This is a genomic window from Yersinia sp. 1652 StPb PI, from assembly GCF_041538345.1.
GTDB lineage: Bacteria > Pseudomonadota > Gammaproteobacteria > Enterobacterales > Enterobacteriaceae > Yersinia > Yersinia enterocolitica_E.
In genome coordinates, this window is sequence record NZ_JAULSM010000002.1 from 1,376,032 (window position 1) to 1,396,454 (window position 20,423).

The following is a 20,423-nucleotide window of genomic DNA, read 5'->3' on the forward strand; positions in this document are numbered from 1 at the left end:
CAACCACTAATACCCGCTGGGTATTAGGGTCTGGCGCGTTGCGTTTTCTGGTATAGCGACCTTTCTTGGTGGTAGCATAACACGAACTTATCCTGCCAACGATGACCAATACGCATGTCTATAGAGAATACATTACCAACTTACCAATCACTTGCCTTGGCGTTAAGCCAGCAAGCGGTAGCATTAACCCCCGCAGAAATGCATGGCCTGATCAGCGGCATGCTCTGTGGTGGCAGTAAAGACAATGGCTGGCGCACGCTGGTACATGACCTGACCAATGACGGCGTTGCCTTTTCACAAGCGTTGGGATTGCCGTTACAACAGTTACATGAAGCAACACAAGAAGCGCTGGAGAACGAAGGTTTTATGTTCCAGTTGCTTATCCCTGAAGGAGACGATATCTCGGTTTTTGACCGTGCTGACGCATTATCAGGTTGGGTCAACCATTTCCTGTTAGGTTTGGGTATGTTGCAACCGAAACTGGCGCAGGTGAAAGATGAAGTGGGTGAAGCCATTGATGATTTACGTAATATTGCCCAATTAGGCTATGACGAAGATGAAGATCAAGAAGAGCTGGCTCAATCATTAGAAGAAGTTATTGAGTATGTGCGTGTGGCCGCTATTTTGTGCCATATCGAATTTACTCAACAGAAGCCGACTGCACCAGAGATGCGTAAGCCAACACTACATTAAATGATATGGTGTAATATGTTGAATTAAGTCGATTAAATCGGACGTTCCAGGAGGGTGTGATGACTCAGCAAGAATACCAGAACCGCCGTCAGGCGCTGTTGGCGAAGATGGCCCCGGGCAGTGCAGCACTGTTTTTCGCCGCACCAGAGGCTACGCGCAGTGCGGATTCCGAATACCCTTATCGTCAGAATAGCGATTTTAGCTACCTGACGGGGTTCAATGAACCGGAGGCGGTGTTGATTCTGGTAAAAAGCGATGAGACCCATAACCATAGCGTGTTGTTTAACCGGGTGCGGGATTTAACCGCCGAGATCTGGTTTGGCCGCCGTTTAGGGCAAGATGCGGCCCCCCTCAAGTTAGGTGTTGACCGCGCATTACCCTTCGATGAAATCGACGAACAGCTCTATTTGTTGCTCAATCGCCTTGATGTGATTTATCACGCGCAGGGGCAATATGCTTATGCAGATAAAATTGTTTTTGCCGCGCTGGAAAGATTACGTAACGGTTTTCGTAAAAATTTGCGTGCACCGGCCACGCTAACTGACTGGCGTCCATGGTTGCATGAAATGCGCCTGTTTAAGTCAGCTGAAGAAATTGCTGTGATGCGCCGCGCCGGTGAAATCAGTGCGCTAGCCCATACTCGCGCGATGGAAAAATGTCGCCCAGGTATGTTTGAGTATCAGTTGGAAGGGGAGATTCTGCATGAGTTCACCCGCCATGGCGCGCGTTACCCGGCATATAACACTATCGTTGGCGGTGGTGAGAATGGCTGCATTCTGCATTACACCGAAAATGAGAGTGAATTGCGGGATGGTGAGCTAGTGCTGATTGATGCAGGTTGTGAATACCGTGGCTATGCCGGTGACATCACCCGCACCTTCCCGGTTAACGGCAAATTCACGCCAGCGCAACGCGAGATTTATGACATCGTTCTGGCCTCGATTAATCAATCATTAGAATTGTTCCGCCCGGGTACCAGTATCCGCGAAGTCACCGAGCAGGTGGCGCGCATTATGATTACGGGTCTGGTTGGTTTGGGCATTCTAACAGGTGATATCGAGCAATTGATCGCTGAAAAAGCGCATCGCCCCTTCTTTATGCATGGCTTGAGCCACTGGTTAGGGTTGGATGTGCATGATGTCGGTGATTATACCAATAGTGACCGTGGCCGCATTTTGGAAGCGGGAATGGTGTTGACCATTGAACCGGGTCTTTATATCGCCCCAGATGCTGATGTACCGCCAGAATACCGTGGTATTGGTATTCGTATCGAAGATGACATTGTGATTACCGCTGACGGCAATGAAAATCTGACCGCCAGTGTGGTGAAAGATCCCGATGCCATTGAAGCCCTGATGGCGGCAGCGAGATAACTGATGAGCGTAATCATTGTTGGTGGTGGTATGGCCGGAGCAACTCTGGCGCTGGCTATTTCATCCCTCACCAAAGGGCGGGTGCCGGTTGCTTTGGTTGAGGCACAACTTCCCGATAGCAAGCAGCATCCGGGGTTTGATGCCAGAGCAATTGCCTTGGCACAAGGTACCTGCCAACAACTGGAGCGCATTGGTATCTGGGCGCATCTGGTTGATTGTGCCACCGCCATTGAACATGTTCATGTTAGTGATAGCGGTCATTCGGGCTTTGTTAACTTACGCGCCGCTGATTATGGTGTTGCGGCACTGGGTAATGTTATTGAGCTACATGATGCCGGTAAAAGGCTGTTTGCCTTATTGCAGAAAGCGCCGGGAGTGACGCTGCATTGCCCGGCTAAAGTGGTGGATGTGGTCCGTACAGTTGCATCAGCTGGTGTGACGCTGGATAACGGCCAACAACTGAGTGCAAAGCTGCTAGTGGCAGCCGACGGATCTCATTCGGCACTGGCGCGGGCTGGTAATATTCAGTGGCAGCAGCAGGACTATCAACAGATCGCCGTGATTGCCAATATTACGACTTCCGAACTACCGGCAGGTCGGGCTTTTGAGCGTTTTACCCGCAATGGGCCGTTGGCATTATTACCGATGTCTGAAGGGCGTAGCTCGCTGGTCTGGTGTCACGCTAAACACGAAAAGCAGCAGGTCGATAGTTGGGATGACGCCCGTTTTGTGGCGCAATTGCAGCAAGCTTTTGGTTGGCGGTTGGGTAAAATTCTCCATGCGGGTAAGCGCTACAGCTACCCGCTGCAATTATTGACGGCTTCGCGCCATATCAGTCACCGTCTGGCGTTAGTGGGTAATGCGGCGCAAACACTGCATCCCATTGCCGGGCAGGGTTTCAATCTAGGGCTGCGTGATGTGATGTCGCTGGCTGAAACTATCGCGCAGGCGGGGGGAGACCCCGGTGAGTATGCGGTGCTTAGCCAATATCAACAGCGGCGGCAAGGGGATCAACAGGCGACTATTGGTGTCACTGATGGTTTAATTCGTCTGTTTGCCAATCGCTATGGGCCACTGGTGGTTGGGCGTAACCTTGCTCTGATGTCAATGGAACTGATGCCTGCAATACGTGATACTTTCGCCCGGCAGACATTGGGATGGGTAGAGCGTTAATTTTACCCGTCATCTTTCACGTTGCAGGTGTGTGGGCTGCGACTGATGTAAGCTCATCGGAATTAATGAGTCCCATCCTTGAGGCTCACCCTACGGGTTAGCATAAATGCTGTTCAAATCGATTCCCGACCGATTTGTATCTCGCTTGCCGCCTTCCTGCATCGAGAAATTTATAGGGTAAATAAAGTTCATATTTTCATGGGATATATCTCGGTATGCAATCATATGACGTGGTAATCGCCGGTGGCGGAATGGTCGGTCTGGCGCTGGCCTGTGGCTTACAGGGCAGTGGCTTGCGCATCGCTATTCTGGAGCATCAGCCCGCACCAGAACCTCTCACTGCACCGTTGACTGATGAGTTGGCGCTACGTGTCTCGGCGATCAATGCTGCCAGTGAGCGCTTATTGAAAAAAATAGGGGTATGGGACAGCATTTTGGCGCTACGGGCCAGCCCTTATAGCGGCATGGAAGTGTGGGACCAAGACAGTTTTGGCAAAATAGCGTTTCATGCTGATGAATATGGCTTCAGCCATCTCGGTCATATCATTGAGAACCGGGTGATTCAGCAGGCGCTATGGCAACGTGCCAGCCAATTAGCTGAGATTACGCTGTTGGCACCGGCCAGCCTCAAACAGGTGGCATGGGGTGAAAGCGAAGCTTTTATCACGCTAACTGATGACCGTATGCTCAGTGCGCGGCTGGTGGTTGGGGCCGATGGCGCTAACTCATGGTTGCGCCAGCATGCGGATATCCCGCTGACTTTTTGGGACTATGCCCACCATGCGCTGGTAGCGACCATTCGCACGGAAGAAGCACATCAGGCAACGGCGCGTCAGGTATTTCATGGTGATGGTATTCTGGCTTTCCTGCCGTTTAGCTCCCCACACTTGAGTTCGATAGTCTGGTCACTTCCTCCTGAGCGTGCTGCCGAGTTAGCTGCGCTACCCGCCGAGCAATTCAACCGCGAACTGGGCATGGCGTTTGATATGCGTTTGGGGCAATGCCAGCTTGAGAGTGAGCGCCAGACCTTCCCGCTGATGGGGCGCTATGCACGTAGCTTCGCGGCACACCGGTTGGCGCTGGTGGGGGATGCTGCCCATACTGTGCATCCGTTGGCCGGGCAGGGCGTCAATCTGGGCTTTATGGATACCGCTGAGTTAGTCTCTGAGCTGCGCCGTTTACAGCGCCAAGGCAAAGATATCGGTCAGCATCTCTATCTGCGGCGTTATGAACGTCGCCGCAAGCACAGTGCTGCGGTGATGCTTGCCAGTATGCAGGGTTTCCGCTCCCTGTTTGCGGGCAGTAACCCTGCCAAAAAGCTCCTGCGTGATATTGGCTTAACGCTGGCTGATAACTTGCCGGGGGTAAAACCACCGTTAGTGCGGCAGGCCATGGGATTACATGATTTACCCGATTGGCTAGATGAGTAGTTTTGTGAGTCACTAAACCCCCCTCAGTTGAAATAATCTAATTTCAGCCCTATTTTCGCATTAGTTTTTCTCACTGATAACCAAAACCTGAAAAGTTGAAACTGACAGGGTTTTGGTTATTTGGTTATATAACATCGCAATTTTTACTGATTAATTGTTAATAATGTGCCTCTGTGCGCATTTTTTCAGTGGAAAACTCTGCACAATACCCCTGCCTTTTGTCCTCTTAGGGCGTGCTATTGCCTATTTTAGCTTATGGTTACCTGATGAGTTCGGTGATAACGTTGGGCAAAAGGTATCGTTTGCGTAGACCCGTCATACTTCACGTTGCATGTGTGTTGGCTGCCTTCGTTCACCCCAGTCACTTACTGATGTAAGCTCCTGGGTATTCACTTAGTTGCCGCCTTCCTGCAACCCGAATTATCTAGGGTATATGCCTGTTTATGGTAAGTCAGAGTACCAGACACTCATGGCATGAAACTGTTTGAGGGAGAGTAGATGTCTAAGCAGACCCCGCTGTATGATCAGCACGTAGCGTGCGGTGCGCGCATGGTAGATTTTCATGGCTGGATGATGCCATTGCATTATGGTTCCCAAATCGACGAGCACCATATCGTGCGTCAAGATGCCGGTATGTTCGATGTCTCTCATATGACTATCGTTGATCTGCACGGTGCCCGTACCCGTGAGTTCCTGCGTTACCTGTTAGCCAACGACGTTGCCAAACTAACCCAACCGGGCAAAGCCCTTTACACCGGGATGCTGAATGCGTCCGGCGGTGTTATCGATGACTTGATTGTCTATTTCCTGCAAGAAGACTATTTCCGCTTAGTGGTTAACTCCGCTACCCGTGACAAAGATCTGGCCTGGATAATCCAGCATGCTGAACCTTACCAGGTTGAAGTGACGGTGCGTGACGATCTTGCCCTGGTGGCGGTACAAGGCCCAACGGCTCAACAGAAAGTGGCTACTTTACTGACTCCTGAGCAGCAGCAGGCGATCGCGGGCATGAAACCATTCTTTGGTATTCAAACGGGTGATTTCTTTATCGCGACTACCGGTTATACCGGTGAATCAGGGTATGAAATCGCACTACCAAAAGAGCAAGTTGTTGAATTTTGGCAGCAACTGCTCGCCGCTGGGGTGAAGCCTGCGGGTCTTGGTGCGCGTGATACTTTGCGTCTGGAAGCGGGTATGAACCTTTACGGCCAGGAAATGGATGAAGGTGTTTCTCCGTTAGCCGCCAATATGGGCTGGACGATAGCCTGGTTGCCAGAAGACCGCCAGTTTATCGGCCGCGAAGCACTGGAAAAGCAACGTGCGGACGGCACTGAGCAACTGGTCGGCTTGATCATGACCGAAAAAGGCGTATTACGTAATGAGTTGCCGGTGCATTTTTCTGATGCGCTGGGTAACTCACATGTCGGTGTGATAACCAGTGGTTCATTCTCGCCTACATTGGGGTTCAGCATTGCGCTGGCCCGTGTGCCTGCGGGAATTGGTGAGAGTGCGGTGGTTCAAATCCGCAACCGTGAAATGCCAGTGCGGGTCACAAAACCTGGTTTTGTGCGGGCGGGTAAACCGGTCGCGCTGTAAGTCTTCCGAATTATAAGAGCCTCAATTTTTGGCTCTATCTCTTTTTAAGGAGCAGCAATGAGCAATGTACCAGCAGAGTTAAAATATGCGTCATCTCATGAGTGGGTTCGTGCCGATGGCGATGGCATCTATAGCATCGGTATCACTGAGCATGCGCAAGAGCTACTGGGCGACATGGTGTTTGTTGATTTGCCTGAAGTGGGCAGTGAAGTTTCAGCTGGCAGTGACTGTGCTGTTGCCGAATCAGTTAAAGCGGCTTCCGACATTTATGCCCCGATCAGCGGCGAAATTGTTGCGGTTAATACTGAGCTGGAAAGCTCACCAGAGCTGGTCAACAGCGCACCTTATACCGATGGTTGGCTGTTCAGCATCAAAGCCTCTGATGAAGGTGAGCTGGCAGGCTTGTTAGATGCCGAGGCTTATCTGGCGACCATTGAAGAATAAATGAAAAAAAGCCTGAGGTGAGTGAAGTGCAATGAGCTAAGGGTTGACCACGTCTACGGGCGCTCCGGTGGCTTACGCCACTACGACCCGAACGACGTGTTTCCCCTTAGTTCGGCTTTGTGAGTATTTCTAAAACCTCTCCAAGGCGCGGTTAATCTCAAATATCTCCCGTCCCATGCCCTATTCAGGAATGTGTAGCAAATGACTCAGAATCTCAGCCAGCTTGAACATAACGATGCTTTTATTCAGCGCCATATCGGCTCCTCTGCTGAACAACAGCAACAGATGTTGGCCGCCATTGGTGCCAACTCGTTAAGTACATTGATCCAGCAGATTGTTCCGGCAGATATCCAATTGCCAAGCCCACCACAAGTGGGTGATGCTGCCACTGAACACCAGGCGCTGGCGGAACTTAAAGGGATTGCCAGCCAGAATCAGCGCTATAAATCCTACATCGGCATGGGCTACAGCCCGGTACTGACCCCGCCGGTTATCCTGCGTAATATGCTGGAGAACCCAGGCTGGTACACCGCCTACACACCTTATCAACCAGAAGTTTCTCAGGGCCGCCTTGAAGCGCTGTTGAATTTCCAGCAATTGACACAAGACCTGACGGGTTTAGATCTGGCTTCTGCCTCTTTGCTGGATGAGGCTACTGCTGCGGCAGAATCGATGGCATTAGCCAAGCGAGCCAGTAAGCTGAAGGACGCTAATCGCTTCTTTGTGGCTGATGATGTTCATCCACAAACGCTGGATGTGGTGCGAACTCGCGCGGAAACTTTTGGTTTTGAAGTGATTGTCGACCGTGCTGAAAAAGTGCTGGAGCTGGATGGTGTTTTTGGTGTGTTGCTGCAACAAGTAGGCACCACCGGTGAACTGCATGACTACAGCGCGCTGCTGTCTGAACTGAAAAAACGTAAAATCATTACCAGCGTGGCTGCCGATATTATGGCGCTGGTGCTGTTGACTGCGCCGGGTAAACAAGGTGCCGATGTGGTATTTGGCTCCGCCCAGCGCTTTGGTGTGCCGATGGGGTATGGCGGCCCACATGCTGCATTCTTTGCCTGCCGTGACGAATTTAAACGCTCGATGCCGGGCCGCATTATTGGGGTATCACGCGACGCTGCCGGTAATACTGCGTTGCGTATGGCGATGCAGACCCGTGAGCAACATATTCGCCGCGAGAAAGCTAACTCCAACATTTGTACCTCACAGGTGCTACTGGCCAATATTGCCAGCCTGTATGCGGTTTATCATGGCCCGCAGGGCTTGCAGCGTATCGCTGGCCGTATTCACCGGATGACCGATATTCTGGCTGCGGGTTTGCAACAAGCAGGCCTGAGTCTCCGTTTCCAGCACTGGTTCGATACCCTGACAGTTGAAGTCAAAGACAAAGCTACGGTATTGGCTCGTGCATTGAGTTTTGGTATTAACCTGCGCACTGACATTCATGGCGCTGTGGGTATCACGCTGGATGAAACCACCTCCCGCGAAGATATTCAGACCCTTTTTGCCCTGTTAGCCGGTGATAGCCACGGCCTGGATATTGACCAGCTTGATGCTAAAGTCAGCCAGAGCAGCCAGTCGATACAGGCTACGATGCTGCGCCAAGAGCCGATTCTGACCCATCCGGTATTCAATCGTTACCACAGCGAAACCGAAATGATGCGTTATATGCATCGTTTAGAGCGCAAAGATTTGGCGCTGAATCAGGCGATGATCCCGTTGGGATCTTGTACCATGAAGTTGAACGCTGCCGCCGAGATGATCCCGATTACCTGGCCGGAATTCGCTGAGTTACACCCATTCTGCCCGCCGGAGCAAGCGGCCGGTTATCAGCAGATGATTGGTCAACTGTCACAATGGTTGGTGCAACTGACGGGTTATGACGCCGTGTGTATGCAACCAAACTCAGGTGCGCAGGGAGAGTATGCCGGTTTGCTGGCTATCCGCCGTTACCACGAAAGTCGCAATCAGGCGAGTCGCCATATCTGCTTAATACCAAGCTCAGCCCACGGCACTAACCCCGCGTCAGCACAAATGGCCGGTATGTCGGTGGTGGTGGTGGCCTGTGATAAGCAAGGCAATATCGATTTACATGACTTGCGCCAAAAGGCAGAAGAAGCGGGTGATGAGTTGTCTTGCATTATGGTGACCTACCCGTCAACCCACGGCGTGTATGAAGAAACCATCCGTGAGGTTTGCCAAATCGTTCATCAGTTTGGCGGGCAAGTTTATCTGGATGGCGCGAACATGAATGCGCAGGTTGGCATCACAACGCCGGGTTATATCGGGGCTGATGTATCGCATCTTAACTTGCACAAAACTTTCTGTATCCCACATGGCGGTGGCGGTCCAGGCATGGGGCCAATTGGCGTCAAAGCCCATTTGGCACCTTTTGTACCCGGTCACAGTGTGGTGCAAATCGACGGTATGACCACTCAGCAAGGTGCCGTTTCAGCCGCGCCATTTGGTAGTGCATCAATTTTACCTATCAGTTGGATGTATATCCGCATGATGGGCGCTGATGGCTTGAAGCAAGCCAGTCAGGTGGCTATTTTGAATGCCAACTACATCGCTACCCGCCTCAAAGCCGCCTATCCGGTGTTGTATACCGGTCACGATGGCCGTGTGGCACATGAGTGTATTCTGGATATTCGTCCGCTGAAAGAGGCGACCGGTATCAGTGAAATGGATATCGCTAAACGCCTGATTGATTTCGGTTTTCACGCGCCGACCATGTCGTTCCCGGTTGCCGGAACACTGATGGTGGAGCCGACAGAATCAGAAAGCAAAGTGGAACTGGACCGCTTTATCGATGCGATGTTAGCGATTCGTAGCGAGATTGACAAAGTAGCCCAAGGCGAATGGCCGCTGGAAGACAACCCGCTGGTGAATGCGCCTCATACTCAGGCGGAGCTGGTGGGGGACTGGCAGCACCCTTACAGCCGTGAACTGGCTGTGTTCCCGGTTGCAGGTGTGATGGAGAACAAATACTGGCCAGCGGTGAAACGTTTGGATGATGTGTACGGCGACCGTAATCTGTTCTGCTCATGTGTCCCAATTGCTGATTATGAGTAATTTAAAATAGAGATAAGTTGTGGATGAATCTGAGGGTCGCGTATGCGGCCCTTTTGCTATGTTGATTATCTCGCCAGTATTGGCATGCTAGTTTGGGAACTCTTTATCGCAGCATAGGGAACCGGGATATGAATAAGAAAGTTGCATTAGTGACGGGCGGCAGCCGGGGAATTGGTCGTGCGACCGCATTGCTGTTGGCAAAACATGGTTATCGGGTGGCGGTCAATTATATCAATGACCAGCAAGCTGCGCGGCAGGTGGTGGCGGAGATAGCGGCTGCGGGAGGATTGGCGATTGCGTTACAGGCGGATATTGCTGATGAATCACAGGTTGTGGCGCTGTTTGAACAACTTGAGGCGCAACTGGGGCCAATCAGTGCATTAGTGAATAATGCCGGTATTCTGTTCCCACAAACCAGTATTGAAGGCTTGACCGCCGAACGTATTAACCGAGTGCTAACGACCAATGTGACAGGGTATTTCTTATGCAGTCGCGAGGCGGTTAAACGCATGGCTCTGCGCCATGGTGGCAATGGTGGGGCAATTGTTAATGTTTCTTCTGCCGCGTCACGCCTTGGTGCGCCGGGGGAATATTTGGATTATGCAGCCTCCAAAGGGGCTATTGATACACTGACCATCGGTTTGTCGCTGGAGGTGGCGGCTGAGGGGATTAGGGTTAACGGGGTACGGCCAGGTGTTATCTATACCGATATCCATGCCAGTGGTGGTGAACCGGGGCGGGTTGACCGGATCCAAGGCTTGTTACCCATGAAGCGGGGTGGTCACCCACATGAAGTTGCTGAGGCGATTGTTTGGTTGCTGTCAGACTGTGCCTCTTATGTCACCGGCAGTGTATTGGACCTGGCGGGCGGAAAATAAAACAGATGCGGTTTGCCAGTCGATTGACATAGCTGGCCTAACCGCATGTACTTCAACATGATTATTTCAGCCAGCCCTTTTGCTGCGCAGCCTGTAACTGGGGCAGTAAATATTGCCAGATCTGAGGATAGCGCTCAGCGACTCGTTGGTTGCGATCCAGCACTTGTTGCAAACGGATACCATTTTCTATCCAGCTTTGCCCTTCGGTATGCAGGTTAATCAGCATTGGCAAAATGCGGTCCAGCACGGTCGCAAAGCATGCATCGGCGGTTTCTTCTGCTTCATATTCGTCCCACAGCGCGGTAAATTGCGCGTTTAAAGCGGGAGGGAGCATACCGAATAACCGTTTAGCCGCGGCCACTTCTTGTTCATGAATGGCGGCTCTGGCGGCCAAATCATAAACGATGACATCACCGGCATCGATTTCAACAATATCGTGCAGCAGTGCCATTTGAATTACGCGGTTGATATCAACATCCGGGCCTGCATAGGGGGCCAGACTCATTGCTGCCACCGCAAAATGCCAACTGTGCTCAGCGGAGTTTTCCTGCCGTAAGCTGGCAATCACTTTGGTGCGGCGCTGTATATCTTTTAGCTTATCAACTTCCATCAGAAACTGGACCGTCTCGGTCAGGGGGCCAAAATCCAGAACTGGCAGTGTTAATGACATAACAAACAACCCTCAAATCAGATAAAGATAGACCGGTAATACGTTACCTGATTATCTGCAATTACTCTGTTCTTTTTGCTTCATCTGGCAATAGACATGGTGAGTTACATGTATTGACAGAATATTTAAGCTTACACGTGTACACTGGAATCATTCTCAGTTAACCTGAGTGCAGTATATTTGCGCAATTGGCTACCTACTGTGCCGCTCATCGGGATTGATTACCTTGCAGCCTGACTGCAACGCCAATGTCTTTGGGTATACAACAGCTAATATTCAGGATAATAAGTATTGAATAATAAATCAGTTACACCCTCTGCTACAGTTACTCCACCTACTTCTGCGGCCCCATCGATATTGTCACCGGCCACAACGACCCCAGCCTATCCATGGGCAGAAGAGATAGCTAACAGCATTAGCCATGGTATTGGTGTGGTGTTTGGAATTATCGGGCTGGTGTTGCTTTTGGTGCAGGCAGTAGACAGTGGTGCTGATACCAAAGCGCTAACCAGCTATAGCTTGTATGGCGGCAGTATCATTTTGCTTTTTCTGGCATCAACACTGTATCACGCCGTGCCACACCGTAAGGCGAAGCTCTGGCTACAGAAGTTTGACCACTGTGCCATTTATATTTTGATTGCCGGCACTTATACCCCCTTTCTGCTAGTGGGATTGGATTCGCCACTGGCCAGAGGGTTAATGGCGGTCATTTGGGGGCTGGCGCTGTTCGGTGTGATATTTAAGCTGGCTTTTGCTCATCGATTTGAGGTGTTGTCGCTCGTGACTTACCTGACGATGGGCTGGTTATCACTGATTGTGATTTATCAGTTGGCGGTGAAACTTGAAGTTGGCGGGTTGGCATTACTGACTATTGGCGGCTTGCTTTACACTTTAGGGGTGGTTTTCTACGCCTCTAAGCGTATCCGCTTCGGTCATGCTATCTGGCATGGTTTTGTGTTGGGTGGCAGTGTCTGCCACTTTATGGCGATCTATTTGTACGTTTGATGCTTTAGCCACATGCATAAATTGAGGCCGGATAACCGGCCCCTGGTTCGAGTAAGACTACTTCTCATCACTCAGTGAGTAGGGCAACGGCTGAATAGTCAGCACACTGCCAACATCATCGCGCACCCGTAGCACACTGTCTGCCGCCAGATCGTTGTTCAACACCGCCTGCACCCACACAGTGCCATCACTGAGTTGAATCGCGGCTAACACGGAACCAGTACGACGCCAGTTCTCACCTAATTGCCACTCTAAATCTTCACCGGCTGCCGGTACACGGCTGGCAGCACCCGCTAACCAGTACAGCGCGCGTTTGTTGGCTCCGCGGTATTTGGCTCTGGCCACCATCTCCTGCCCGGTGTAACAACCTTTACTGAAGCTAATGCCATTCAACGCCTGAATATTGGTGGCTTGAGGAATAAACTGCGCGCTGCTGTCAGTATCAATAATTGGCAAGCCTGCTTCAATATCCAGCGCCAGCCACTGTTTACTGTTGTTAAACTGCGCGCGGTCGGCCAGTGTTTCTACTAGTTGCTGGGCTTGCGCGGCATCAGTTACCAGCAAAAAACGCTCGGCGGGGAGTGAGAAATGCAACAGTGTGCTATTACCTTGCTGGGTCACCGGATGCTCGGCACTCGGTAATTCGGCAAAAACCTCAGCCAGCGCAGTTTTAGCCTCTGCCCCTGCAATGCCTAACAGAACAGCGTCAGGCTGTGCAGCAATAGCCACTTTAGAGAACACGGCATATTTCTTGAGTTCGCTTAACTGGTTATCCAGCAGGCTGCGGCGCTCAATAAATGCCAACCCCTCGCCACGATAAAATAGCCGCAGGTTGCTCCACATTTTCCCTTTAGCATCACAATGGGCGCACAGGATATGCTGGTCGGTGGGCAGAGCATCGATATCCGCAGTAACTTGCCCTTGCAGATATTTTACTCGGTCAGCGCCGGTTAAGGTAACGAGCGCCCAGTCATCGAGCGAGATGAGTGTTAATGGCAGCCCGGAAGAGGCGACCGGTGGTTGTGCAGAGAACGGAGTGTTATGTGCCATGCTTACCTGCAAATGAAAAGTATCTGCCAATGAATAGCACCTGCCAAGGCGGTGCCGTGAGCTTATGTCCCAATGGTAAAATAGCGGAGTAGCTTTGCAAGCAGTTATTCCACGGATTGGTCATTATTATCCAATATCTAAATTAACCGACATCTGAGGTACAATGACCGCAGATTCTGCAACAGCATGTTAAAGGTGTTTGAAAAAACAGCATTTGCTGAGCATTTAGCATCTTAAAATGACAATTCAACGGTGATAATCTTCCCGTTGGATGTATCAAATTGTTACTCTAGCAACGCACCGAATCAGGCGCTTATTGGCGGCCGGGTTCGGATAATATCCTTCACTGAGGAGTCAATCAGGACATGGAAATCGATAATAAAGCCCGTATTCACTGGGCGTGCCGTCGTGGTATGCGTGAACTTGATATCTCTATCATGCCGTTTTTTGAACATGAGTATGATGGCTTGAGTAATAACGAGAAGCAGGCATTTATTCGCTTACTTGAGTGCGATGACCCAGACTTATTCAACTGGCTGATGAATCACGGGGAGCCGCAGGATAGCGAGCTGCGTCAGATGGTCAAACTGATTCAAACACGAAATAAAGCCCGTGGCCCAGTGGCGATGTGATTTGCGGGTATCCTGGCACACTCAACTCTTCTCTTTATTGTCTCATGGTGTTTTAGTGATACTCACCTTGGTTGCGCCTTGGCCTCAAGGGTATACCGCATTGTGGTTGGTATTGCTGACGCTGGTGGTGTTTGAGTGTATCCGCAGCCAGAAAAATATTACGTCCTGTCAAGGCGAGATCCGGTTAAAACCCGGCAACCTGGTACTATGGAAAAGGCTCGAATGGATCGTGGCCAAACAGCCATGGATTACCCGTTATGGCGTGTTATTAAATCTACAGCAGTCGAGCAGCCGTTCAGCCCGTAAGCGGTTGTGGCTGGCCGCCGACAGTATGTCAGAAGATGAGTGGCGGCAATTATGTCAGCTATTGCGGCATTCATTTGGCTCAGATGAGGGGATGAATCAATGAAACCCTTAATCTGGCTGGTAGAGGATGAACCAAGTATCGCTGATACGCTGATTTATACCTTAGAAAGCGAAGGTTTTACCCTCCGGTGGTTTGACCGGGGGGAACCGGCGCTGGCAGCACTGGCGGATGGCCCGCCCGCTTTAGCGATAGTGGATGTTGGCTTACCTGATATCAATGGTTTTGACCTGTGCCGCCGTCTATTGGCGCGCGAACCCACGCTGCCGGTGGTATTTCTTACCGCCCGTAGTGAAGAGCTGGATCGCATAGTCGGGCTGGAAATTGGTGCCGATGATTATATTGCTAAGCCCTTCTCACCCCGTGAAGTGAGTGCCCGCGTGCGCACGGTATTGCGGCGCTTACAAAAATCACAAATTCTGGCCGCCTCTGCTATGGTGCATCAATTCGGTGATTTCACCCTGGATGAGGCCGGCGCGCGGGTGACCTATCATCAGCAGCCTCTCTGGCTCACCCGCTATGAATATCTGTTACTGAAAACCTTATTACTGGCCCCAGAGCGCATATTTTCACGTCAGCAACTGATGGATATCGTTTGGGCACAGGCAGAAGAGAGTCAGGACCGTACTGTCGATACCCACATTAAAACCCTGCGCTCAAAATTGCGTATGGCTTACGATGAGGAGTCACCAATCCGCACTCATCGTGGGTTGGGCTATAGTCTGAGTTACCGATGATGAGTTGTCAGCTATGAAGAGTCAGCGATGAAAATCGGCATGCGCTTACTGCTAGGTTACTTTCTGATAGTGGCTATTGCCGGTTATTTTGTTATTCGTATTTTCGTACAAGAGGTGAAACCTGGCGTCCGGCGCGCCACCGAAGGCACATTAGTGGATACCGCCACACTACTGGCACAGTTTGCCCGGCAAGATATGCTGCTGGATAACGTTGCCAGTGGTCAATTGGCACAAGCGTTTGCTTCGCTAAATTTGCGGCCAATAGGTGCCAATATTGAAGGTATTCGCAAGGATCGTAACGAATATCGCGTTTATCTGACGGATGCCGACGGGCGGGTGATTTTTGATTCATCGGGTAAAGCGGTAGGGCAAGATTATTCGCGCTGGAATGATGTTTGGCTGACGCTACGTGGTGAATATGGCGCACGCAGCACCCGTACCAATCCCGCAGATGAACAAAGTTCGGTAATGTATGTGGCGGCACCGGTCATTGCTGAAAACAAAATCATCGGGGTGCTCAGTGTGGGTAAACCCAATATTTCCATGGCGCCCGTTATCAAACGCAGTGAGCGTAAGATCTTGTTGGCTGGTGGTATCTTGCTCGGTATTGCTCTGTTGATTGGCTTGGGCTTCGTATGGTGGATAAACCGCGCTATCGGCAAATTAGTAGATTACGCTGAACGGGTGGCCGAGGGGCAGGTTGTGGCGCTGCCAGCGATCGGCAGTAGCGAGTTGAATGATTTGGCCCGCGCACTGGAAAGTATGCGTCTTAAATTGGATGGCAAAGCCTACATCGAACAATATGTTCACACCATGACTCATGAGCTGAAAAGCCCATTAGCCGCCATTACCGGTGCAGCTGAACTGCTACGTGAGTCGCCCCCGCCAGCCACTGCCCAGCGGTTTATTGTTAATATTGAGCAGCAAAGTGCACGCATCCGGCAACTGGTAGATAAAATGTTGGTGCAGGCACGGCTCGAGAGTCGGGTTGATTTACAGTTTTCTCCATTGGATATCAGTCACATACTCAAACAAACCTTCAGTGCGAAAGAGGCACAGGCTGTCAGCCGAGGTATTTACCTGCAACTGAAAAGCGCCGATAGCGCAATATTAACCGGGGATGGGTTATTACTCAGTCAGGCGCTGACCAATCTGATTGATAATGCACTGGATTTCACACCTTCAGGCGGGGCTGTGATACTCAGTGGCGAGCGGCATGAGGGGGAGTATCTGATAACGGTTGAAGATAATGGCAGCGGTATTCCCGATTACGCTCAAGAGAAGATTTTCGACCGTTTTTATTCATTACCAAGGGCCGATAGCCCGAAAAGTACTGGGTTGGGGCTGAATTTTGTGCGCGAGGTGGTCGCTATTCATCGCGGGCAGATTTCGCTGGAAAACCGCTTGCCACAAGGGGTGAGTGCCTATTTAACGCTGCCGCTAGATGCCACATGATTGGCTGACTTCACCTTCACTTCACATAGCCTCATTCTGCTTTCACTTCACTGACTTAAGCTGCTCTCCTGACCTTAAAAGGAGCGCAAGTCATGTTCAAGTCCGTACTGTTTTGGAAAATAGCCACATTGCTGGGCTTAATTCTATTGATGATGATCCCGAAAGAGATGTTACTGAACGTTATCTCTGAACGCAGTGGTTATCGGCAAAGTGTTATCGATAAAGTCAGTGACAGCACCAGCCGATCGCAGAAGATCCTTGGCCCGCTAATTGTGGTGCCTTATAGCGAATGGGTAGAAAGCGAAGTTGATGGCAAGAAAAAGAGAGAGTGGATTAATCGCAGTCGCTACATACTGCCGGAGGTCATGACCGTTAGCGGTGCGCCGGATGTTGATGTGCGGCGATTGGGTATTTATAAAGCGCAAGTCTATCAGGGGGCGCTTAATTTCAACGCACAATTTGACGCTACGGCATTAGACGACTTGATACATGACGGCGTCACTATTGGCAGACCGTCACTGGTGGTGGCGCTGAGCGATTCGCGGGGTATACAGCAAATTTCGCCACTCACGGTGGGCAGCCAAAAAATTAACTTCGAACCCGGTGCTTTCCTGGGTCGGACTGCGCAAGGTGTTCATGCAGAGCTTTCATTGGCGCAGATTCAACAGAAAAAATTTGATATTAGCTTTACATTGACGCTGACTGGCACCAATAGCCTGTCGGTAGTCCCTATCGGGCGTAGCAGTGAGCTAACCTTACAAAGCAATTGGCCGCATCCTAATTTTGTCGGCGAGTTTTTACCGTTGCAGCGCAAGGTGGACGAAAAAGGTTTTCGTGCCCACTGGAGCACTAACTGGCTGGCCAACAACATAAATATCAACTTTGCGGGTGATGACCCACATGTCGACTTCAATGAGTTACCCGCTTTTAGCACCAGCTTGATTGAACCGGTCGATCACTACCAGTTAACCGAACGAGCCATTAAGTATGCCATTCTGTTTATTGGCCTCACTTTCTTCAGCTTCTTCCTGTTTGAAAGCCTGACCTCACTGCGTGTGCATCCAATTCAATATCTGTTGGTGGGGGCCGCTCTGGTGCTGTTCTACCTAATGTTGCTGGCGTTCTCTGAACATCTTGGCTTCGCGCTGGCTTATACTATCGCCAGTTTGAGTTGCAGCTTGTTGATCGCAATCTACCTGAGTGCGGTGCTGGGCGGGTGGCGGCGAGGCGGATTGTTTGCTGGTGGTTTATTGTTGTTGTACGGGGTTTTGTTTGGCTTGCTGCAATCGGAAGACCATGCATTGTTACTCGGCGCAGGGCTGCTGTTTATTATTCTGGCCGCAGTGATGGTGTTAACCCGGCGTTTAGACTGGTATCAAGTGGCTAACCCACAGCTATTGACCGGGCAGAAATCGACCGAAGCCAATACCGATAAGACGGTGAATAAACCGCTAGCAGTAGAGGGCAGCAGTACCGACGCGTTTCGCTTATGGGATTGATATAACGCAAGGGATACAGAAGCGGGCACATTAGGTGCCCGTTTGGCTGACTACAGTAGCGCGTCCATCTCTAAGAGAATTTGATCACACCATTGCTCGATGCGCTCTTCGCTCAAATCGTATTGATTGACCTCATCCAATGCTAAACCAACAAAGTGTTTACCATCGGCGCTGAGTGGTTTTGGGCTAGTAAATTCAAACCCTTCCGTCGGCCAAAAACCGATAAACTCCACTCCCAGTGGGGCGATATGATCGTGCAGCATACCAAGGGCATCCAGGAACCATTCGCTATATCCGAATTGATCGCCCATGCCATACATGGCGACAATCTTTCCCTTCAGATTAAGCTGCGTTAACTGTGGCCAGATGGCTTCCCAGTCTTCCTGTAATTCGCCGAAATCCCAGGTAGGGATACCTAAAATCAGGATGGAATAGGCTTCCATTAACTGGGGGCTGGCATCCTTCAGGTTGTGCAAATCAACCAAATCTTCGCCAAGAATATCGCGGATTTTTTCTGCCACCATTTCGGTATAGCAGGTGCTGGAGCCGTAAAAGAGACCAATCTTCATGATGTATAGCCATAGCATTACTAATAAGGAATAGCATCGAGTGTACCAGATTTGTCTCGTCATCAGGCATAATGGCGCTTGAGTTCAATCAAAGAGAGAAACAACAATGCAACAGCAAAATAACCCGCTGATTGAACAGTTTCTAGATGCCTTATGGCTGGAAAGAAACCTGGCTGAGAATACACTGGCGTCATATCGTCTGGATTTACATGCATTAACCGGATGGTTAGAACATCACGGCAGTGATTTATTGCGTGCAGGTTCGCAGGACTTGCAATCCTTTCTTGCTGAGCGCATTGAAGGCGGCTATAAAGCGACCAGTTCGGCACGCTTACTCAGTGCGATGCGTCGTCTGTTCCAATATTTATACCGCGAAAAGCTGCGTGAAGATGATCCGACGGCTCTGCTCTCATCACCTAAATTGCCGCAACGCTTACCTAAAGATTTAAGTGAGGCACAGGTTGATAGGCTGCTCAACTCACCCAATGTTGATATCCCGCTAGAATTGCGCGATAAAGCCATGCTGGAAGTGCTTTATGCCACGGGCTTGCGGGTATCGGAGCTGGTCGGGTTGACCATCAGTGATGTCAGCCTGCGTCAGGGTGTGGTGCGGGTTATTGGTAAAGGAAATAAAGAGCGGCTGGTGCCATTGGGCGAAGAAGCGGTGTACTGGATTGAAAACTACATGGAGCATGGGCGTCCATGGTTGATTAATGGCCAGTCACTAGATGTGCTGTTCCCCAGCAATCGTAGCCAGCAAATGACCCGACAGACTTTCTGGCATCGCATCAAACACTATGCGATCCTTGCAGGTATTGATAGTGAACGGCTTTCACCCCATGTATTACGGCACGCTTTTGCCACGCACCTACTGAATCACGGTGCTGACCTGCGTGTGGTACAAATGTTACTGGGCCACAGCGATTTGTCGACAACCCAGATTTATACTCATGTAGCTACGGAACGTTTGAAACAGCTACATCAACAGCATCATCCACGTGCATGATTGTTTTGTAGAAAAACGATGTTGTGTGGAAAGAGATAGGATTCATAAATGAGAAAAAGTTTATTGTTACTGCCGGTGTTCATCGCCGCATTCGCCGGCCCGGTTAACGCAGATGATGCCGCTATCCAACAGACGCTAAAAAAATTAGATATTCAGCAAGCTGATGTCCAGCCTTCGCCGATCCCAGGTTTGAGCACGGTGATGACCGAAAACGGTGTGCTTTATATCTCAGCCGACGGTCAGCATCTGTTGCAAGGGCCACTGTATGATGTGAGCGGTAGCCAGCCAGTCAATGTGACCAATCAGATGTTGGTGAAAAAGCTTGAAGCATTAAGCAGTGAAATGATTGTGTATAAAGCACCGCAGGAAAAACATGTTGTTACGGTGTTTACCGATATCACCTGTGGTTACTGCCATAAGTTGCATGAGCAGATGAAAGACTATAACGCGCTGGGCATTACTGTGCGTTATCTGGCGTTCCCACGTCAGGGCTTAAGCTCTCAGGCAGAAAAAGATATGCGATCCATCTGGTGTATGGCTGATCGTAATAAAGCGTTCGATGAAGCAATGAAAGGTACCGAGATATCACCGGCTACCTGTAAAACAGACATTAGCAAGCATTACCAGCTCGGCGTACAGTTTGGTATTCAGGGCACGCCTGCGATTGTGCTGCAAAACGGCACTATCGTTCCCGGTTATCTGGAGCCGAAAGAGATGTTGGCAATGCTGAATAAGCATCAGGCTTCCTTAAAAGCGGCGGGTTAATCA

General features: G+C 50.6%; 19 protein-coding genes. 16 read left to right on the forward strand and 3 right to left on the reverse strand.

Annotated elements, in window-relative coordinates:
* The first annotated feature begins 114 nt into the window (after positions 1-114).
* The 8 genes from Q2T71_RS22730 to Q2T71_RS22765 all read left to right on the forward strand — a co-directional run bounded on the left by Q2T71_RS22730 (position 115) and on the right by Q2T71_RS22765 (position 10,668).
* Positions 115-693: a YecA family protein gene (locus Q2T71_RS22730; RefSeq protein WP_372560648.1), complete on the forward strand. Its 579-nt coding sequence runs from the start codon at positions 115-117 to the stop codon at positions 691-693.
* A gap of 59 nt (positions 694-752) precedes the next feature.
* Positions 753-2,066: a Xaa-Pro aminopeptidase gene (gene pepP / locus Q2T71_RS22735; RefSeq protein ID WP_372560649.1), complete on the forward strand. Its 1,314-nt coding sequence runs from the start codon at positions 753-755 to the stop codon at positions 2,064-2,066.
* Between the two features lie 3 nt (positions 2,067-2,069).
* The gene (gene ubiH, locus Q2T71_RS22740; protein ID WP_372560650.1) at positions 2,070-3,239 is read left to right on the forward strand and encodes a 2-octaprenyl-6-methoxyphenyl hydroxylase; all 1,170 of its coding nucleotides are present in this window, start codon (positions 2,070-2,072) and stop codon (positions 3,237-3,239) included.
* A 215-nt stretch (positions 3,240-3,454) separates the two neighbouring features.
* Positions 3,455-4,669, forward strand: coding sequence for an FAD-dependent 2-octaprenylphenol hydroxylase (gene ubiI, locus Q2T71_RS22745; RefSeq protein ID WP_372560651.1), 1,215 nt, complete (start codon positions 3,455-3,457; stop codon positions 4,667-4,669).
* Positions 4,670-5,167: 498 nt separating this feature from the next.
* A complete protein-coding gene (gcvT, locus tag Q2T71_RS22750; protein ID WP_372560652.1) occupies positions 5,168-6,265 on the forward strand; it encodes a glycine cleavage system aminomethyltransferase GcvT in 1,098 nt (365 codons plus the stop codon).
* A gap of 57 nt (positions 6,266-6,322) precedes the next feature.
* The gene (gcvH, locus tag Q2T71_RS22755) at positions 6,323-6,709 is read left to right on the forward strand and encodes a glycine cleavage system protein GcvH (RefSeq protein ID WP_005193111.1); all 387 of its coding nucleotides are present in this window, start codon (positions 6,323-6,325) and stop codon (positions 6,707-6,709) included.
* Between the two features lie 201 nt (positions 6,710-6,910).
* Complete coding sequence (gene gcvP / locus Q2T71_RS22760; RefSeq protein WP_372560653.1) at positions 6,911-9,790, forward strand: aminomethyl-transferring glycine dehydrogenase; 2,880 nt, start codon at positions 6,911-6,913, stop codon at positions 9,788-9,790.
* Between the two features lie 128 nt (positions 9,791-9,918).
* Positions 9,919-10,668 (forward strand): SDR family oxidoreductase, encoded by a 750-nt coding sequence (locus Q2T71_RS22765; protein WP_372560654.1) that lies wholly within the window; start codon positions 9,919-9,921, stop codon positions 10,666-10,668.
* Positions 10,669-10,729: 61 nt separating this feature from the next.
* Here Q2T71_RS22765 and Q2T71_RS22770 read toward each other — a convergent pair whose 3' ends face one another.
* On the reverse strand, positions 10,730-11,338 hold the full coding sequence (locus tag Q2T71_RS22770; RefSeq protein ID WP_083162753.1) for an HD family hydrolase: 609 nt from the start codon (positions 11,336-11,338) through the stop codon (positions 10,730-10,732).
* 291 nt (positions 11,339-11,629) lie between these two features.
* Here Q2T71_RS22770 and Q2T71_RS22775 point away from each other — a divergent pair, with 291 nt between their 5' ends.
* Positions 11,630-12,343, forward strand: coding sequence for a hemolysin III family protein (locus tag Q2T71_RS22775; protein ID WP_372560655.1), 714 nt, complete (start codon positions 11,630-11,632; stop codon positions 12,341-12,343).
* 57 nt (positions 12,344-12,400) lie between these two features.
* Here the strand turns inward: Q2T71_RS22775 and ygfZ are convergent, their stop codons facing one another.
* Positions 12,401-13,393 carry a tRNA-modifying protein YgfZ gene (gene ygfZ / locus Q2T71_RS22780; RefSeq protein WP_372560656.1) on the reverse strand — a complete coding sequence of 331 codons (993 nt, stop codon included), beginning with the start codon at positions 13,391-13,393 and terminating at the stop codon, positions 12,401-12,403.
* 365 nt (positions 13,394-13,758) lie between these two features.
* On the opposite strand from ygfZ, the gene sdhE reads away from it, so the two are divergent.
* From sdhE to creD, 5 genes are all read left to right on the forward strand, one after another.
* Positions 13,759-14,025 (forward strand): FAD assembly factor SdhE, encoded by a 267-nt coding sequence (sdhE, locus tag Q2T71_RS22785; protein WP_083162755.1) that lies wholly within the window; start codon positions 13,759-13,761, stop codon positions 14,023-14,025.
* On the forward strand, positions 14,006-14,434 hold the full coding sequence (locus Q2T71_RS22790; protein ID WP_083162757.1) for a protein YgfX: 429 nt from the start codon (positions 14,006-14,008) through the stop codon (positions 14,432-14,434). The genes sdhE and Q2T71_RS22790 overlap by 20 nt, the downstream gene beginning before the upstream one ends.
* Positions 14,431-15,126: a two-component system response regulator CreB gene (gene creB, locus Q2T71_RS22795; RefSeq protein ID WP_372560657.1), complete on the forward strand. Its 696-nt coding sequence runs from the start codon at positions 14,431-14,433 to the stop codon at positions 15,124-15,126. The genes Q2T71_RS22790 and creB overlap by 4 nt, the downstream gene beginning before the upstream one ends.
* A 27-nt stretch (positions 15,127-15,153) precedes the next feature.
* Entirely contained in the window at positions 15,154-16,581 is a 1,428-nt protein-coding gene (gene creC / locus Q2T71_RS22800) for a two-component system sensor histidine kinase CreC (protein WP_372560658.1), read from the forward strand.
* Positions 16,582-16,673: 92 nt separating this feature from the next.
* Positions 16,674-18,080, forward strand: coding sequence for a cell envelope integrity protein CreD (gene creD / locus Q2T71_RS22805; RefSeq protein ID WP_372560659.1), 1,407 nt, complete (start codon positions 16,674-16,676; stop codon positions 18,078-18,080).
* 50 nt (positions 18,081-18,130) lie between these two features.
* Here the strand turns inward: creD and fldB are convergent, their stop codons facing one another.
* On the reverse strand, positions 18,131-18,649 hold the full coding sequence (fldB, locus tag Q2T71_RS22810; protein WP_083162765.1) for a flavodoxin FldB: 519 nt from the start codon (positions 18,647-18,649) through the stop codon (positions 18,131-18,133).
* Between the two features lie 106 nt (positions 18,650-18,755).
* On the opposite strand from fldB, the gene xerD reads away from it, so the two are divergent.
* Together xerD and dsbC are read left to right on the forward strand one after the other, a co-directional pair.
* A complete protein-coding gene (xerD, locus tag Q2T71_RS22815; protein ID WP_005185989.1) occupies positions 18,756-19,655 on the forward strand; it encodes a site-specific tyrosine recombinase XerD in 900 nt (299 codons plus the stop codon).
* 48 nt (positions 19,656-19,703) lie between these two features.
* Complete coding sequence (gene dsbC, locus Q2T71_RS22820) at positions 19,704-20,420, forward strand: bifunctional protein-disulfide isomerase/oxidoreductase DsbC (protein WP_083162767.1); 717 nt, start codon at positions 19,704-19,706, stop codon at positions 20,418-20,420.
* The last annotated feature ends 3 nt before the right edge of the window (positions 20,421-20,423 follow it).

Excerpts from the sequence above, each read along its gene's own strand:
- Q2T71_RS22730 (WP_372560648.1), top strand. The coding sequence starts at position 115 with ATGTCTATAGAGAATACATTACCAACTTACCAATCACTTGCCTTGGCG.
- pepP (WP_372560649.1), top strand. The coding sequence starts at position 753 with ATGACTCAGCAAGAATACCAGAACCGCCGTCAGGCGCTGTTGGCGAAG.
- ubiH (WP_372560650.1), top strand. The coding sequence starts at position 2,070 with ATGAGCGTAATCATTGTTGGTGGTGGTATGGCCGGAGCAACTCTGGCG.
- ubiI (WP_372560651.1), top strand. The coding sequence starts at position 3,455 with ATGCAATCATATGACGTGGTAATCGCCGGTGGCGGAATGGTCGGTCTG.
- gcvT (WP_372560652.1), top strand. The coding sequence starts at position 5,168 with ATGTCTAAGCAGACCCCGCTGTATGATCAGCACGTAGCGTGCGGTGCG.
- gcvH (WP_005193111.1), top strand. The coding sequence starts at position 6,323 with ATGAGCAATGTACCAGCAGAGTTAAAATATGCGTCATCTCATGAGTGG.
- gcvP (WP_372560653.1), top strand. The coding sequence starts at position 6,911 with ATGACTCAGAATCTCAGCCAGCTTGAACATAACGATGCTTTTATTCAG.
- Q2T71_RS22765 (WP_372560654.1), top strand. The coding sequence starts at position 9,919 with ATGAATAAGAAAGTTGCATTAGTGACGGGCGGCAGCCGGGGAATTGGT.
- Q2T71_RS22770 (WP_083162753.1), bottom strand. The coding sequence starts at position 11,338 with ATGTCATTAACACTGCCAGTTCTGGATTTTGGCCCCCTGACCGAGACG.
- ygfZ (WP_372560656.1), bottom strand. The coding sequence starts at position 13,393 with ATGGCACATAACACTCCGTTCTCTGCACAACCACCGGTCGCCTCTTCC.
- sdhE (WP_083162755.1), top strand. The coding sequence starts at position 13,759 with ATGGAAATCGATAATAAAGCCCGTATTCACTGGGCGTGCCGTCGTGGT.
- creB (WP_372560657.1), top strand. The coding sequence starts at position 14,431 with ATGAAACCCTTAATCTGGCTGGTAGAGGATGAACCAAGTATCGCTGAT.
- creC (WP_372560658.1), top strand. The coding sequence starts at position 15,154 with ATGAAAATCGGCATGCGCTTACTGCTAGGTTACTTTCTGATAGTGGCT.
- creD (WP_372560659.1), top strand. The coding sequence starts at position 16,674 with ATGTTCAAGTCCGTACTGTTTTGGAAAATAGCCACATTGCTGGGCTTA.
- fldB (WP_083162765.1), bottom strand. The coding sequence starts at position 18,649 with ATGAAGATTGGTCTCTTTTACGGCTCCAGCACCTGCTATACCGAAATG.
- xerD (WP_005185989.1), top strand. The coding sequence starts at position 18,756 with ATGCAACAGCAAAATAACCCGCTGATTGAACAGTTTCTAGATGCCTTA.
- dsbC (WP_083162767.1), top strand. The coding sequence starts at position 19,704 with ATGAGAAAAAGTTTATTGTTACTGCCGGTGTTCATCGCCGCATTCGCC.